At 59.7% G+C, this 14,058-nt stretch carries 15 protein-coding genes; 9 read left to right on the top strand and 6 right to left on the bottom strand.

The window, feature by feature from the left end; all coding sequences use genetic code 11:
- The first annotated feature begins 647 nt into the window (after positions 1-647).
- The gene (locus GIW69_RS25525) at positions 648-1,019 is read left to right on the top strand and encodes a DUF6124 family protein (protein WP_236485547.1); all 372 of its coding nucleotides are present in this window, start codon (positions 648-650) and stop codon (positions 1,017-1,019) included.
- 114 nt (positions 1,020-1,133) lie between these two features.
- On the opposite strand, the gene GIW69_RS25520 is transcribed toward GIW69_RS25525, so the two are convergent.
- From GIW69_RS25520 to GIW69_RS25505, 4 genes are all read right to left on the bottom strand, one after another.
- Complete coding sequence (locus GIW69_RS25520) at positions 1,134-1,691, bottom strand: DUF4174 domain-containing protein (protein WP_236485546.1); 558 nt, start codon at positions 1,689-1,691, stop codon at positions 1,134-1,136.
- A 162-nt stretch (positions 1,692-1,853) separates the two neighbouring features.
- Complete coding sequence (locus GIW69_RS25515; protein WP_236485545.1) at positions 1,854-2,639, bottom strand: sulfite exporter TauE/SafE family protein; 786 nt, start codon at positions 2,637-2,639, stop codon at positions 1,854-1,856.
- A gap of 118 nt (positions 2,640-2,757) precedes the next feature.
- Positions 2,758-3,978, bottom strand: coding sequence for an MFS transporter (locus GIW69_RS25510; protein WP_236485544.1), 1,221 nt, complete (start codon positions 3,976-3,978; stop codon positions 2,758-2,760).
- A gap of 80 nt (positions 3,979-4,058) precedes the next feature.
- Positions 4,059-4,808 carry a hypothetical protein gene (locus tag GIW69_RS25505; protein ID WP_236485548.1) on the bottom strand — a complete coding sequence of 250 codons (750 nt, stop codon included), beginning with the start codon at positions 4,806-4,808 and terminating at the stop codon, positions 4,059-4,061.
- A 262-nt stretch (positions 4,809-5,070) separates the two neighbouring features.
- On the opposite strand from GIW69_RS25505, the gene GIW69_RS25500 reads away from it, so the two are divergent.
- The 3 genes from GIW69_RS25500 (at position 5,071) to GIW69_RS25490 (ending at position 7,676) form a co-directional block, all read left to right on the top strand.
- Positions 5,071-6,219 (top strand): aldose epimerase family protein, encoded by a 1,149-nt coding sequence (locus GIW69_RS25500; protein ID WP_236485543.1) that lies wholly within the window; start codon positions 5,071-5,073, stop codon positions 6,217-6,219.
- Positions 6,220-6,352: 133 nt separating this feature from the next.
- A complete protein-coding gene (locus tag GIW69_RS25495; protein ID WP_236485542.1) occupies positions 6,353-7,174 on the top strand; it encodes an aldo/keto reductase in 822 nt (273 codons plus the stop codon).
- A gap of 31 nt (positions 7,175-7,205) precedes the next feature.
- Positions 7,206-7,676: a DUF1810 domain-containing protein gene (locus tag GIW69_RS25490; protein WP_236485541.1), complete on the top strand. Its 471-nt coding sequence runs from the start codon at positions 7,206-7,208 to the stop codon at positions 7,674-7,676.
- Here GIW69_RS25490 and GIW69_RS25485 read toward each other — a convergent pair.
- A complete protein-coding gene (locus tag GIW69_RS25485) occupies positions 7,641-10,001 on the bottom strand; it encodes a DNA polymerase II (RefSeq protein ID WP_236485540.1) in 2,361 nt (786 codons plus the stop codon). The genes GIW69_RS25490 and GIW69_RS25485 overlap by 36 nt on opposite strands.
- Before the next feature lie 208 nt (positions 10,002-10,209).
- Here GIW69_RS25485 and GIW69_RS25480 point away from each other — a divergent pair, with 208 nt between their 5' ends.
- Positions 10,210-10,650: a CBS domain-containing protein gene (locus GIW69_RS25480; RefSeq protein ID WP_236485539.1), complete on the top strand. Its 441-nt coding sequence runs from the start codon at positions 10,210-10,212 to the stop codon at positions 10,648-10,650.
- 118 nt (positions 10,651-10,768) lie between these two features.
- On the opposite strand, the gene GIW69_RS25475 is transcribed toward GIW69_RS25480, so the two are convergent.
- Entirely contained in the window at positions 10,769-11,392 is a 624-nt protein-coding gene (locus GIW69_RS25475; RefSeq protein WP_236485538.1) for a glutathione S-transferase N-terminal domain-containing protein, read from the bottom strand.
- 318 nt (positions 11,393-11,710) lie between these two features.
- Here GIW69_RS25475 and GIW69_RS25470 point away from each other — a divergent pair, with 318 nt between their 5' ends.
- The 4 genes from GIW69_RS25470 to GIW69_RS25455 all read left to right on the top strand — a co-directional run.
- Positions 11,711-12,229: a DUF3455 domain-containing protein gene (locus GIW69_RS25470; protein WP_236485537.1), complete on the top strand. Its 519-nt coding sequence runs from the start codon at positions 11,711-11,713 to the stop codon at positions 12,227-12,229.
- A gap of 155 nt (positions 12,230-12,384) precedes the next feature.
- Positions 12,385-12,921 carry a sigma-70 family RNA polymerase sigma factor gene (locus tag GIW69_RS25465; RefSeq protein ID WP_236485536.1) on the top strand — a complete coding sequence of 179 codons (537 nt, stop codon included), beginning with the start codon at positions 12,385-12,387 and terminating at the stop codon, positions 12,919-12,921.
- Positions 12,918-13,619, top strand: coding sequence for an anti-sigma factor domain-containing protein (locus GIW69_RS25460; protein WP_236485535.1), 702 nt, complete (start codon positions 12,918-12,920; stop codon positions 13,617-13,619). The genes GIW69_RS25465 and GIW69_RS25460 overlap by 4 nt, the downstream gene beginning before the upstream one ends.
- Positions 13,620-13,741: 122 nt before the next feature.
- Positions 13,742-14,058: hypothetical protein (locus GIW69_RS25455; protein WP_236485534.1), on the top strand; the 317-nt coding region annotated here is incomplete at its 3' end.

Raw genomic sequence — 14,058 nt, 5'->3', positions numbered from 1 at the left:
CCGAAGCCAGCTCTCGTGGGCTCGAGATGTGTATAAGAGACGGTTATTTGACGGGGTAACACTTTCCCAGGAAAGTGAAGCCCCGGCTGATAGGCCCGAGCGTGGTCTTGTCGGGATGTTTCTGTAGATCCGGTTTCCTCAAACAGCTGATTGACCACCCGCACGGCGTGGCGCAATTTGTTGCGCGTGGCTGTCAGCACCTGCGATCTTTTGATTTTGAAAAACCATCGCAGCGCCTAAAGCGAAACGCATATTTCCGTGGAGCTGCCGCAGGCTGCGATCTTTTGATTTCGCGCTCACGTTTAGACATGTTTAAGACTATTTCCCGAGAGCTACAGCACCTTGCGCCATTGCCTACAGCTACGCCAGAATCCGCCGGCTTGTGCGCCTGGTACCTTGGCTTTATCGTTTCCCGGTCACTGACAAATCAGTGATCGGGTTTAGCGATCCGGCTCCGCACAGACGCAACAATGCCCATCTCATTGCAGCTCTTTCTCGTCTGCAATTACGTCATGGTGGCTGTGCGCGGGAGACCTTTTGGTCTACCCGGGGTTTCTGTGACCCGGATCGCTAACCCGCGTACAGCCGCCACCTTTACTTGTTTAGCGATAGGTCGTGGCGGCTCAATCATTCACGGAGATGTTGCCATGTTCAAACCAACACCCAACCCGCCCCTCACCGATCCAGCCTCCCCCTACGAATCGCCCGACTCCAAAAAATTCCACGACTGCGCCGAGCGCGCGCTTGATTACTACCTCAAGCCATCCGACCTCGACGAACCCGACCAGAAACCCGCCCCGCCGCCGACAACGATCTACGCCATCGCACCAAATATCGTCAACGAAGAACTGCTGGCCAACGCCTGTGAATCGCTGACCTCGGCGAGTCTGATGCTGAGCGATTTTGCCGGGCTGTTGAGCACGCCGCAGCGTCATAGGCTGATAGGCATTCAGCAGGTGGTGATGCTAGGGGAATTGGCGGTGAACCGGATGCTCGATAATTTGAAACCCGCTACCTGACGCGCTTTTTGTAGAGCTGCCGCAGGCTGCGATCTTTTCCTGGAGCATTGCCGCGAATACGAAAACCTGTTGGAGCGAGCCAGCCTGCTCCCACAGGTTTCGACGGTTTCTGCCTTAATCGTCGGGCATTTCCGGTGGCTTGCTCGATTTGGCGGGTTTTGCAGGCTTGCTGCCTTTGGCCGGTGCCGGCTCGGCGGCTGGCGCCGGAGCTACGGCAGCGGCGGCCGCCTCTTTTTCGGCCATCGGCATCGCGTCAATGGTCTCGAAAATCTTCTTCAGGTCGACCGACTTCGCCTCATCCCCGGAAGCCGAGAGTTTGGTCTCGCCGTCCTTGCCCACCAGAAAGACCTTCGGATAAGCGCCGGCGCCCAGCTTCAACGAACGCAACAGCGCCATGGTGTCTTGCTGGCCAAGATCCTTGCCATCGAGCTGGCCTGTCATGTTGAGGATGGTGTAAACCTTGATGTTGCGGTCGGCAATCCCCTGTTTGTTGGCTGGGTCGTCGAGTGATTTTTTCAGGCCCACCCACACCGGATCGACGGTGCTGGAGGCAATCACGATCAGGGGACGGGCGCGACCCTTGTCCCCGGCCGTCGGGGAATCGTTTTCAGCGGCGAGTAGCGGGCCGGCAAACGCCAGCAGGGTTGTCAGGATCAATGACCTGATGAGCATGCGCATCTCCTTTTCTTATCCACGCTCTACTGATTGCGCACCATGGCGATTTGTTCCGGGCGGGCCGGGCAAATGTCTGCTGCCATGCCCAAAGCTTAGGTCAGGGCTACGCCGAATCAAGCAGCGTGTCGTGAGCAAGAGTAGCGAGGCGGCGCGGGGCGATCAAAACGCCAGTTTGTAACCAATCAATAACAGCATGGTCGCCAGACACGGTCGCAGCAATTCATCGGAGATGCGTCCGGTCAGGTGGCTGCCCAGCCAGATGCCCGGCAGTGAGCCGACCAGAAGGAAACCCAGCACGCCCCAATCCATGTTGCCCATGCTCGCGTGGCCGAGGCCGGCGACCAGGGTCAATGGCACGGCGTGGGCGATTTCAGTGCCGACCAGGCGCCGGGTCGGCAGCAGTGGATAGAGGATGAACAGCGCGACGGTGCCCAGCGCACCGGCACCGATGGACGTGAGGGCGACCATGGTGCCGAGCACCAGACCGGTGAGCACGGTCATCGCATTAAGGCGCGGGCCGCTCGGGTTGTAGTTGCCGCCGGCACGTTTGTGAGCGAAGTCGAGTAAACGTTTTTTGAAGAAAATCGCCAGCGCCGTGGCGAACAGCACGAACCCGAGGGCTTGCTTGATGATCGCGTTCATCGCCTCGGGCGCCGTGTGCAGCGTACTGAGAAACCACAGCGTCAACGCCACCGCCGGCACGCTGCCAAGGGTCAGCCATCCCGTAATGGCCCAGTCGATGTTTTTGTTTTTGCGGTGCACCAGCACGCCGCTGGATTTGGTAATGGCGGCATACAGCAAGTCAGTGCCCACGGCCGTTGCCGGGTTGATGCCGAACCACAGCAAAATCGGCGTCATCAACGAACCGCCGCCGACACCGGTCATGCCGACGATAAAACCTACCACCAGCCCGGCGATCACCAGGCCGAAATTTGCCAATTCCATCAAGACGTCCACAAAGACCGCAGGAAAAATGTGGCCGCAGCATAGCGAGTTTTCTTATAACCACATATATCGATGCGGTCTATCGTTATGCCCGAATCGATTCCCTCTGCCGCAGCGCCTATAGGGATTGCACGCGTCGACCGGGTTTGAAGCTGTGGTTGCTGTTTTTCCACACCGTGGCCAGCGCGATCAACGACAAAATCAGTAACGCCCACGGAAACGACATCGCCCCCGCCTGATCCAGCAGCACACCGCCGAACAACCCGCCGCCGGCAATCGCCACGTTCCACGAGGTGGTCAGCATCGCTTGCACCACATCAACGTGATCCCCGGCCGAATCCGCCGCCGCTGTCAGCAACAACGTGGCCGAGCCGCCAAACGACAAGCCCCACACCGCCATGCACCCATAGATCAGCCATGGCGACGGCACGGCAACCGCCAGCACCAGCGCGGTCGCCGCAAACACGGCGAGGCTGATCAATGCCAATCCGCGCAACCAGCGATCCACCAGCAAACCGATGATCCAGATTCCTGCCAGCGAACACAGGCCAAACACCAGAAGCACCAGATCGACCCGCTCAGCCAGACCGGCCTGTAGAAGAAACGGCGAAATGTAGGTGTAAAGAATGTTGTGGCCGAGCATCCAGGTCAGCACTACGAATAACACCGGTCGCACACCCGGCAGCTTTAGGGACTGGAGCAGCGGCAAACGCTCGGCGTTGCCTTGCCCCGGGCGATCAGGCACCGCAAGGACGATCCACGCTGACAGCACCAGCGCCAGCCCCGACATGATCCCGAACGAGGCGCGCCAGCCGATCACGTTGCCCAGCCAGGTGCCTGCCGGTGTGCCCAGCGACAACGCGACCGGCGTGCCCAACATGGCAATCGCCAGCGCCCGGCCCTGTTGATGCACCGGCACCAATCGTCGCGCGTAACCGGCCATGATGCCCCACGACAACCCTGCCGCCATCCCGGCGAGAAACCGCGACGCCAGCGTCAGACCGTAATGCGTGGAAAACGTGGTGATGGTGTTGAATAGCAGAAACCCGCCGACCGTCATCAACAACACCCGCCGCCGACGCCAGCCACGGGTAGCGACGGTGAGGGGAATCGCCGCGACAATCGACCCCAGCGCATACAGCGTCACCAGTTGCCCGGCGAGCACTTCGCTGACGTCGAGGCCGGCGCTGATCTGCGGCAGCAGCCCCGCTGGCAGGGTTTCGGTGAGGATGGCAATGAACCCGGTCATGGCGAACGCCAGCAGCGCGGCGTAGGGCAGCCGGTCGCTGCGGGTGGCCGCTTCGAGGTGGGCGTAGTCGGCGCTTGCGGGGTCGGTCATGACGGGTGCAGCTCCCTTTGAGTCAAAAATGGTGACGAGTTGTATACAAAAAATCCGATCGCCACTCTACCCGACTTGCTTCACTGCACCGGCAAAAAATTCAAAAACAGCAGACTTTGCGCGTAATTCAGGCCGATGCGCCGGTAGCGCTCATCGAGCATCTGGGTGATCAGATCCAGCCGGGCGACGATCTTTCCGAACTCAGTGGCGAAGCTCAGATTACTGCCCTCCTCCGAAATTTCATTGGAAAACAGCAGCGGCTGGCCTTCCTTATTCTGCCGCTGAGAAAGAATCCACGTGGCCTTTTCAATGTTGCGCGCGGCATTGTTGACGAAGGTCGGGTTGATCGCATCGGTCATATAAAACTCCAACCGATTGCCATGAGCGGTGACCAGCATGCTGCCAATCGCATAAATGAAGGCGCCGACCCGGTCACCCAGAAACTCCGGACTCATTGCATAGCTCAGCGCCGCCAGATCCTTTTTGCCCCCGAGGGTCGGCAGCGGTTGTTGCTGTTCGACGGCCTGACGGACTTGCTGGACGGCGATCTTCACATCAAGAAAGCCGGATTTTTTCAGCTCGTCCGGATTACGCAGATACAGCTTGCCCATCAGCAGATAGAGACTGTCGAGGTTGTCGCGCATCGCCAGAGTCGCCATGCGATCGACGCTGGTTTGCAGGAACTCCTGAGGTTTGCCCTGTCGAAACTGAGTAATGAGGTCGTTACCGTCCTGATGGCTGCAACCGCCGACAAACAGCGTCGACAGGCACACCAGCGGCAGACACACACGGCGCAATGAAACAGCGATCTGGGTAAAAGCTGGAACCATGAATTCTTTAACGGACACGTTTCTGTGCGGCGAGGGTCACCGCAACCTGGCAATGCATAGAGCCGACAATTGCGAAAAAGTGCGGTGATGATTTTTTCATCTTGCATTTAGTCGGACTTTATCTTTGCAATAAACGTTTCTTCAGCTATAAATTTTCACTCAGCACCAAAATAGTATGACTAGTCCGCGTGTAGGAGCTGCCGCAGGCTGCTCCCTCAGGGGGGCGTATGTGAAAAACAACAAAAAAAAGGAAGATCAAACCATGCAATCCTCCCGTCACCTTCTCTCCGGCCTCGGACTGTCCCTGATGATCGCTTCCCTCTCCGCTCATGCCGCCGGGTTGTCCAGCGAGCACAAAGCATTTGGCAAAACCAATGACGGCACGCCTGTCGAGCAATACATTCTGCGCAACAGCCACGGCATGCAAGCCACCGTCATCACCTATGGCGGTACGTTGCAATCGCTGCTGGTGCCGGACAAGCAAGGCAAACTGGAAGACGTCGTGCTCGGGTTCGACGATGTACAGGGTTACCAGAAAGGCACCGCGTACTTCGGCGCGACCATTGGCCGTTTTGGCAATCGCCTCGCCGACGGCAAGTTCGAACTGGACGGCAAAAGCTATCAAGTGCCGCAGAACGACAAATCGAATGCCTTGCATGGCGGCACCGAGGGCTTCGACAAAAAGGTCTGGAAGGCTGAAGAAACCAAGGGCAAGGATTCGGTGGGCGTGACCCTGACCTATGTCTCGGCAGACGGTGAAATGGGCTTCCCCGGCAACCTGACCACCGCCGTGACCTACAGCCTCAACGACAACAACGAGCTGCACATCGACTACAAGGCGAGCACCGACAAACCGACGGTGCTCAATCTGACCAACCACAGTTACTTCAACCTCGCCGGCGCGGGCAATGGCGACATCCTCAAGCAAGTCGCGACCCTGCACGCCAGCCACTACACCCCGGTCACCGCCAAACTGATCCCGACAGGCGAACTTGCCCCAGTGGCCGGCACGCCGATGGACTTCACCCAACCAACGGCCATCGGCCAGCACATCAAGGCTGATCACCCGCAACTGAAATTCGCCGAACCGAAACAGGGCGGGTTTGATTTCAACTGGGCGCTGGATGCCAAGGGCGACGTGAAAAAACCCGCCGCCGAAGTCAGCGATCCGCAATCCGGCCGTCACTTGCAACTGTTCACCACCGAGCCAGGCGTGCAGTTCTATACCAGCAACTTTCTGGATGGCACGGTCAAGGGCAAGGGTGGCAAGGTCTATCCGCACTGGGGCGCCTTTACCCTGGAGACGCAGCACTACCCGGATTCGCCGAACCAGAAGAATTTCCCAAGCACGCGACTGGATCCTGGGCAGGCTTATACGCATAGCGTGGTGTTGAAGTTTTCTGCCAAGTAAACATTAAGAAAGATAAAAAGATCGTCCGAAGGCTCGGGCCGCGCTCGGACGATCTTTTGCTTTTGATCCTGATTGAACCCGTGGCCTATCTTGCTGCCCACACAAGGTATCAACCGTTAGCAAGGAGATGTGAATGCGTACCCTCGAACTGGCAGGCGTGCAGGTTCCGGTGATCGGCCAGGGCACCTGGCGCATGGGCGAAGACCGTTCGGCGCATCAGCGTGAAGTCGCCGCGCTGCGGGAAGGCATCGAACTCGGCATGACCCTGATCGACAGTGCGGAAATGTACGCCGAGGGCGGTGCCGAGTCCGTGGTCGGCGAAGCCATTGCCGGCATCCGCGATCAGGTTTTTCTGGTCAGCAAGGTCTACCCGCACAACGCCAGCCGCAACGGCATTCCGCAGGCCTGCGAGCGCAGTCTGCGTCGGCTCGACACCGATTACATCGATCTGTATCTGCTGCATTGGCGCGGCCAGTTTCCGTTGGAGGAAACCGTCGAAACCTTTGAACGCCTGCGCGAGGACGGAAAAATCGGCCGTTGGGGCGTGTCGAATTTCGACGTCGGTGACCTTCAGGAACTCGCCTCCCCGGCTTGCGCCACCAATCAGGTGTTGTACAACCTGGAAGAACGCGGCATCGAATTCGACCTGCTGCCGTGGTGCCAACAGCAGCATTTGCCACTGATGGCCTACTGTCCGATTGGCCAGGGCGGGGCAATGCTGACCGATCCAGTGCTGAATCAAATTGCCGCTCGTCATGATGCGACGCCGGCACAGGTATCGCTGGCGTGGCTTCTGCGTCAGGATGGTGTGATTGCGATCCCCAAGGCTGTGCGACCGGAGCACGTGCGACTCAACGCACAAGCGGCGCAGCTCGTACTGGATGACGGAGATCTGGCGGCGCTGGAGCAAGCGTTCCCGGCGCCACGACGCAAGCAACGGTTGGCCATGGTTTGAGCCACCGCTGTTCTGTCAGAGGGCGCGGCCCATGAGAAGTACTGATCAGCACGCCCCTTTCAACCTGCTACGTTTCGTCCAGGCGCAGGATCCGGTGTTCGAACGGGTTCAACGCGAACTCGAAGAAGGCCACAAACGCAGCCACTGGATGTGGTTTGTGTTCCCGCAGATCGCCGGGCTGGGCGGCAGTGAGATGTCCCGGCGCTATGCCATCGGCTCGGCCGACGAAGCCCGGGCCTATCTCGACGATGAATTGCTCGGCGCTCGGTTGCGCCTCTGCACGCAAAAGGTGTTGAACATCGAGCACCAATCCGTGGTGCAGATTTTCGGTCACCCGGACGACCTGAAATTCCACTCTTCGATCACCCTGTTCGCCCAGTTCAGCGCCGACGGCAGTCCGTTTCATCAAGCGCTGGATCGTTATTTCCACGGCATCCCGGACGAATGGACACTGCAGCTGCTGGACTCAAAACAGGCCCAGTTGCCCGCCGATCAGGGTTGAAAAATCGTCGTCGACAAACGGCAGGATCGCATCCGCCACCGGTTGCAGTTGCCGGGTGATGTAATGGTCGTAATCGATGGGCGCACGCCGGACTTCCAAGGGCTCCGGCCCGGCCAGGGTGATGACGTAACTGATCCAGCCGCCGTTCTGGTATTGCCGTGGGCGACCGTGTTCGGCGTTGTAGTCATCGGCCAGTCGCGCCGCGCGAACGTGGGGCGGCACGTTGCGTTCGTAGTCGTCGAGGGTGCGGCGCAGACGCTTGCGGTAAATCAGTCGTTCATCGAACTCGCCGGCCAGGGTCTTGCGCACGTAATCGCGCACGTAATCCTGATACGGCTTGCGCTGGAAGATCCGCTCATAGAGCTCCTGCTGGAATTGCCGGGCCAGCAGCGACCAGTCGGTGCGCACGGTTTCCAAGCCTTTGTAGACCATTTCATCGCTGCCGTCGGCCCGGGTCACCAGGCCGGCGTAGCGTTTCTTGCTGCCCTCTTCCGCGCCGCGAATTGTCGGCATCAGAAAGCGTTTGTAGTGGATCTCGAATTGCAGTTCGAGGGCGCTTTCCAGTCCGTATTCGTCACGAACGTGCTCGCGCCACCAGTCGTTGACGTGTTTGACCAGCGCCTGGCCAATGTCTGCGGCTTCCTCCTGTCCGTGCGGGCGACGCAGCCAGACGAAGGTCGAGTCGGTGTCGCCGTAAATCACCGCGTGGCCCTGGGCTTCGATCAACTGGCGGGTGCGCAGCATGATTTCGTGGCCGCGCAAGGTGATCGATGACGCCAGTCGCGTATCGAAAAACCGGCAGCCGCTGGAGCCGAGCACGCCGTAGAAGGCGTTCATGATGATTTTCAGGGCTTGGGACAACGGCGCGTTTTTCTCGCGCTTGGCGGTTTCCCGGCCCTCGGCGACCCGCGCGACGATGGACGGCAAACAATGCCGCGTGCGGGAAAAACGCGCACCACGAAACCCCGGCACCGAATCGGCGTCCTCCGGGTGCTTCAAACCCTCGATCAACCCCACCGGGTCGATCAGGAACGTGCGGATGATCGACGGGTAAAGGCTTTTGTAGTCGAGCACCAACACCGATTCATACAGCCCCGGCTGCGAGTCCATCACGAAACCACCCGGGCTGGCCTGGGCCGGTTTGCTGCCCAGGTTCGGCGCCACGAAACCCTGACGGTGCATGAGCGGCATGTACAAATGAGTGAACGCGGCGACTGAACCGCCGCTGCGATCCACTGCCAATCCGGTAACGCTGGCGCGCTCCAGCAAAAACGTCAGCAACTCAGTCTTGGCGAAGATCCGCGTGACCAACTCACAGTCCTTGAGGTTGTAGGTGGCGAGCGCCGCTTTGTCCTCGGCGAACATGCGGTTGATCTCGTCCATGCGCTGGTACGGGTTGTTGATTGCCTTGCCTTCGCCGAGCAAAGTCTGCGCGACATTTTCCAGGCTGAACGACGGGAAGCTCCAGGTCGCCGAACGCAAGGACTCAATACCGTCGATGATCAACCGTCCTGCCGCTGATGCAAAAAAGTGATGGCGGCTGCCGTGTTCGCGCCACTGCATTTCTTCGCCGCCGCGACCGATCTTCAGGGGCACGCCGAGGCGCCGGGCATGTTCGTGGAGGATGCGCAGATCGAATTGCACGACGTTCCAGCCGATGATCGCGTCGGGGTCATGGCGGGCGAACCACTCGTTGAGTCTTTTCAGGATCAGCGTGCGCGAATCGCAGTATTCGAGGTCAAAATCCACTGGTCTGTCGCTATCGCCGGGCACGCCGAGCATGTACACCTGACGTTCGCCGCAGCCTTCCAGGGCAATCGAGTACAACTCGCCGCGCTCAGTGGTTTCGATGTCCAGCGACACCAGACGCAGTGACGGTCGATAGTCGGGTGCGGGTTTCATCTGCGCCTGGCACAACACGCCATCGGCATCCGCCGTACCGCCGAACCACACCGGCGCAGTGATGAAGCGCTCCATCATGTAACGCTCCGGCGGCCGCACATCGGCTTCGAATACTTCGACGCCGGCGCGGTTGAGCGCGGTTTCCAGACGCATTAGCTGGCCGTGCTGCTGGCAATAGAGGCCAAGCACCGGGCGATGCTCGAAATCCGCTAGCTCCAAGGGACGTAATTCGACGTTCTTTTCGTCGTGCAGCAGCCGTTCGGCTTGCTCACGCTGCTCAGCGGGGATGAACGCGACGGACGGCTGATGGGGCAAACGAACGCGCCGAGGCCCGGCGTCCGTCGCCAGCCAGAACTCGACTTCGGTGCCGGCGGGGGTATCGCGCCAATGCCGGGTCAGGACAAAGCCCTGCTGTAAATCCACCGCTACGGTCTCGAAAGTTGAATGAAGGGCCGCATTCTACGCGGCATTGTGGTGGGTCGGGCCGGTTGCCGTGGGTCGACAGGTGTCGGCATCGCAAAAAAAACCGCCAAATGACGTTTTTTGCGTGATTTCGGGCGCTTTACAGGGTTGCTCTGCGGGCTTGCGTCTACGATGCTTCAACAACAACGACAACACCTGAGTAACCGCCATGAAAACCGTCGCCCAATTGCTCAAGCTCAAAGACCAGAAAAACCAGGAAGTGCACCAGATCAAACCTGATCACATGGTGCTCGAAGCCTTGATGAAGATGGCGGAAAAAAACGTGGGCGCCCTGCTGGTCGTCGACAACGAAGAAGTGTTGGGCATCATCAGCGAGCGCGATTACGCGCGCAAACTGGTGCTGCACGGGCGTTCTTCGGTAGGCACGCCGGTGCGCGACATCATGGTCTCGCCGGTGATTACCGTGGACACCCATCAGACGGTCGATACTTGCCTGGGCATCATGTCCGACAAGCGTCTGCGTCACCTGCCGGTGGTAGAGAACGGCAAGTTGATCGGCCTGTTGTCGATCGGCGATTTGGTGAAAGAAGCCATCGCCGAACAGGCACAGCTGATTCAGCAGCTTGAGCAGTACATTCGCGGGGAATAAACGCCGCAGATCCCCTGTAGGTGTGAGCCTGCTCGCGATGGCAATCGATCAGTGACTTAACAGTCGACTGATGCACCGCTAATCGCGAGCAGGCTCACTCCTGCGGGTTTTTCCGGATTCAGGACGGCCAATGCCGGGCGAAGACCGGTGCCAGCACCGGATGGCGGTCGATGCGTTGCAGCCATGCATAAAAACCCGGACGCGCCAGACGCAGATGTTCGCGAGTGCCGGCCCAGCGCGTCACCACCGCCGCCAGTACATCCAGTGCCCCCGGCGTTTCGTCGTCCAGATACAGCTCGGCGGAAAACTGATCGGCAAACACCTCCCAACTCCAATGCAACCGCTCGCGGGCACCGGCCATCAGGTTTTGCCGTGAGGCTTCGTCCGGCTTCAATAGCCAGCGCTCCGGATAATCGATGATGCCAATGGCCGCGTAGCTGTTGCTGACGATATACGTCAGGCCGCGAATGACCTGATCGCGGTCGGCAGCCTCGGTCGGCAGCAGACCGGACGCGGGAAAGGTCAGCCCGAGATGAATCAGGATCGCCGCGCTTTCAGTCATCGCGCTGCCATCCGGCAACTGCAGGGTCGGAATCTGTTTCAAGGGATTGAGTTCGGCCAATGCCTCGGCGGCCTCGGTGCTGGCCTCGGTATCGATGAAACGGTAAGCGATCTGGCACAGCTCAAGTGCCGCCTCAATGGCCGCCGCGCCGGAGTTGCGATGTCCGTAGAGCTGATACATAACCCCTCCTCCCAACGTTCAAAACCCACGCCACAGAGTAGACAAGATATTTGCCGAGCCCAACATCCGTACGTCCCGCTAACCGTGTAGAAGCTGCCGCAAGCTGCGATCTTGTGATCCTTCCCACGCTCCGCGCAGGAAAGCAGCTCGGGACGCTCCGCGTTCCTGTGAAGATCAAAACATTGCAGCCTGCGACAGCTCCTAAAGGGGGATTTGCGTTTTTTTTGGGGCACTGCATCCAGATCGCCTCGTCGCGGGTAGTACCCATAACAGCCCTCTTTGGCTGTCCTGCGGTTTACCCTTTTCGGAGTGTCACTGATGAACACCAGACAGCTGATTTGCCTCGCCGGTTTGCTCGCCACCGTTCCCGCCGCGTTTGCTCAAAGCGTGCCCGACAGCATCAAGGTGCCGGATGGCCACAAGGTCGCCATGGAGACGACCGGTGTCGGCGAGATCACTTACGAATGCCGCGACAAAGCCAACGCCGCCGGGCAGACCGAGTGGACGTTTGTCGGCCCGAAAGCAGTGCTCAATGATCGCAGCGGCAAGCAGGTCGGCACTTACTTCGGACCGCCGGCCACCTGGCAGGCTCAGGACGGTTCGAAAATCACCGGAACTCAGTTGGCGGTCGCTCCGTCGAGCGCGGGCAACCTGCCGTATCAACTGGTCAAGGCCAATCCCGCCGAAGGCAAAGGCGCCATGAGCGGCGTCAGCTATATCCAGCGCGTCGCGCTCAAGGGCGGCGTGGCCCCGGGCACGCCGTGCACAGCGGCAAACAAAGGCCAACAGCAAGTCGTGAAATACCAGGCGGATTACATTTTCTGGGCGGCGAACTGACTGTCCACCGAAAACGTAAAACCTGTAGGAGCGTGCCTGCTCGCGATAGCGGTGGATCAGTGACGTATTAATTGACTGAAACGACGCCTTCGCGAGCAGGCTCGCTCCTACAGGGGGTTATGTTGTTTTGTGGGATGTGAGCTAGATTGCACTGCATGTCTTTACCCGAACCCGTGTCATTCGATTATGAATCCCGTCTCGCCGCCTGCGCCCGAGGCGAGCGTGCGGCCCTGCGCGAGTTGTACGTGCAGGAAAGTCCGCGCCTGCTCGGCGTGGCCAAACGTCTGGTGCGTGACACGGCGCTGGCGGAAGACATCGTCCATGACGCGTTTATCAAGATCTGGGCCGGCGCCGCCGGGTTCGATCCGGCGCGGGGTTCCGCTCGGGGCTGGATGTTCAGCATCACCCGGCATCTGGCGTTGAACGCGCTGCGCAAGCACGGTCGGGAAACCCCGTTGCGCGATGACAACGAAGCGCTGGCAGAGGATGACGTTTTCGACGCCTCGGCGCATTCGGCGCGCATCCATCGTTGCCTGGAACAACTGGAGCCACAGCGGCGCAGCTGCATTCTTCACGCCTATGTTGACGGTTTCACTCACGCGCAGATCGCCCAGCGTCTCGACACGCCGCTGGGCACCGTCAAAGCCTGGATCAAGCGCGGCCTCAATGCGTTGCGGGAGTGCATGGGATGACCACCGAATCGGCAGCCGAACGCGACGAACTGGCCGGCGAATATGTGCTGGGCACACTCTCGGCCGAACAACGTGCCGAGGTGCAGCGTCGCCTGCCCAATGAACCGCTGCTGCGCGAAGCCGTGGATTCGTGGGAGCGGCGATTGTTGGGATTGACCGATTTTGCCGAGCCACAACAGCCGTCGGCACCGTTGTGGCAGCGCATCGAACGCAGCGTCGAGCGACTGACGGGCAATCGATCGACAACAGAGCAAACCTCCTGGTGGAACCTCCTGGCGTTGTGGCGCGGCCTGAGTGCCGCAGGGTGGGTGGCAACGCTGGTGTTGGGCGGATTGTTGCTGACCCAGACCACGCCAAAACCCAGTTATCTGGTGGTGCTGGTCGCCCCGCAGGACAACACCCCGGGCTGGGTGATCCAGGCCAGCAACCCAAGGGAGATTCAGTTGATTGCGCTCGGCGCGGTCGAGGTGCCGGCCGACAAGGCACTGGAGTTCTGGACCAAGGCTGATGGCTGGCAAGGGCCGGTGTCGTTGGGGCTGGTCAAGCCTGGCCAATCGCTGTCGATCCCACTGGACAAGTTGCCGCCGTTGCAACCGAATCAATTGTTCGAATTGACGCTGGAAGGCGCCAACGGTTCGCCGATCGGCAAGCCCACCGGGCCGATCCAGGCCATTGGCCGGGCGGTGAAAGTGCTCTGACCTGCGGGTTTGGGCAACCATCATCGCCGTCGATGTTCACCATCACGTCAATGAAGTTCTCATAAAAAATCCTCGGCGTAACATCCGCTCCATACCAACCAATAACACCCCGGAGCACGATCATGAAACGCCAAACTCTTCTCAGCATCGCTTTCTCGGTTTTCGCAGTAAACGCTTTCGCCGCCACCTCCGTTCAACCCGTCGTCGCTGAAGGCGGCTCGGATCGCCTGATCGAAAGCCGCGTCGCCGCTGATGGTTCCGACCGTCTGCAAGGCAACAGCATTGCCGCTGATGGCTCGGATCGTCTGAAAGGCAACACCGTCGCCGCTGATGGCTCGGATCGCCTGCAAGGCAACACCGTCGCCGCTGATGGCTCGGATCGTCTGAAAGGCAACACTGTTGCCGAAGGTGGTTCGGATCGCTTGAACGAACTGCGTAA

The organism is Pseudomonas syringae, assembly GCF_021605415.1.
Lineage (GTDB): Bacteria > Pseudomonadota > Gammaproteobacteria > Pseudomonadales > Pseudomonadaceae > Aquipseudomonas > Aquipseudomonas syringae_S.
The sequence above is the reverse complement of the archived record's forward strand: the minus strand, read 5'-3'. Positions and strand labels throughout refer to the sequence as shown.

Bases quoted from the DNA above. Each gene is read 5' to 3' on its own strand.
- GIW69_RS25525 (WP_236485547.1), top strand. From the start codon at position 648: ATGTTCAAACCAACACCCAACCCGCCCCTCACCGATCCAGCCTCCCCC.
- GIW69_RS25520 (WP_236485546.1), bottom strand. From the start codon at position 1,691: ATGCTCATCAGGTCATTGATCCTGACAACCCTGCTGGCGTTTGCCGGC.
- GIW69_RS25515 (WP_236485545.1), bottom strand. From the start codon at position 2,639: ATGGAATTGGCAAATTTCGGCCTGGTGATCGCCGGGCTGGTGGTAGGT.
- GIW69_RS25510 (WP_236485544.1), bottom strand. From the start codon at position 3,978: ATGACCGACCCCGCAAGCGCCGACTACGCCCACCTCGAAGCGGCCACC.
- GIW69_RS25505 (WP_236485548.1), bottom strand. From the start codon at position 4,808: ATGGTTCCAGCTTTTACCCAGATCGCTGTTTCATTGCGCCGTGTGTGT.
- GIW69_RS25500 (WP_236485543.1), top strand. From the start codon at position 5,071: ATGCAATCCTCCCGTCACCTTCTCTCCGGCCTCGGACTGTCCCTGATG.
- GIW69_RS25495 (WP_236485542.1), top strand. From the start codon at position 6,353: ATGCGTACCCTCGAACTGGCAGGCGTGCAGGTTCCGGTGATCGGCCAG.
- GIW69_RS25490 (WP_236485541.1), top strand. From the start codon at position 7,206: ATGAGAAGTACTGATCAGCACGCCCCTTTCAACCTGCTACGTTTCGTC.
- GIW69_RS25480 (WP_236485539.1), top strand. From the start codon at position 10,210: ATGAAAACCGTCGCCCAATTGCTCAAGCTCAAAGACCAGAAAAACCAG.
- GIW69_RS25475 (WP_236485538.1), bottom strand. From the start codon at position 11,392: ATGTATCAGCTCTACGGACATCGCAACTCCGGCGCGGCGGCCATTGAG.
- GIW69_RS25470 (WP_236485537.1), top strand. From the start codon at position 11,711: ATGAACACCAGACAGCTGATTTGCCTCGCCGGTTTGCTCGCCACCGTT.
- GIW69_RS25465 (WP_236485536.1), top strand. From the start codon at position 12,385: ATGTCTTTACCCGAACCCGTGTCATTCGATTATGAATCCCGTCTCGCC.
- GIW69_RS25460 (WP_236485535.1), top strand. From the start codon at position 12,918: ATGACCACCGAATCGGCAGCCGAACGCGACGAACTGGCCGGCGAATAT.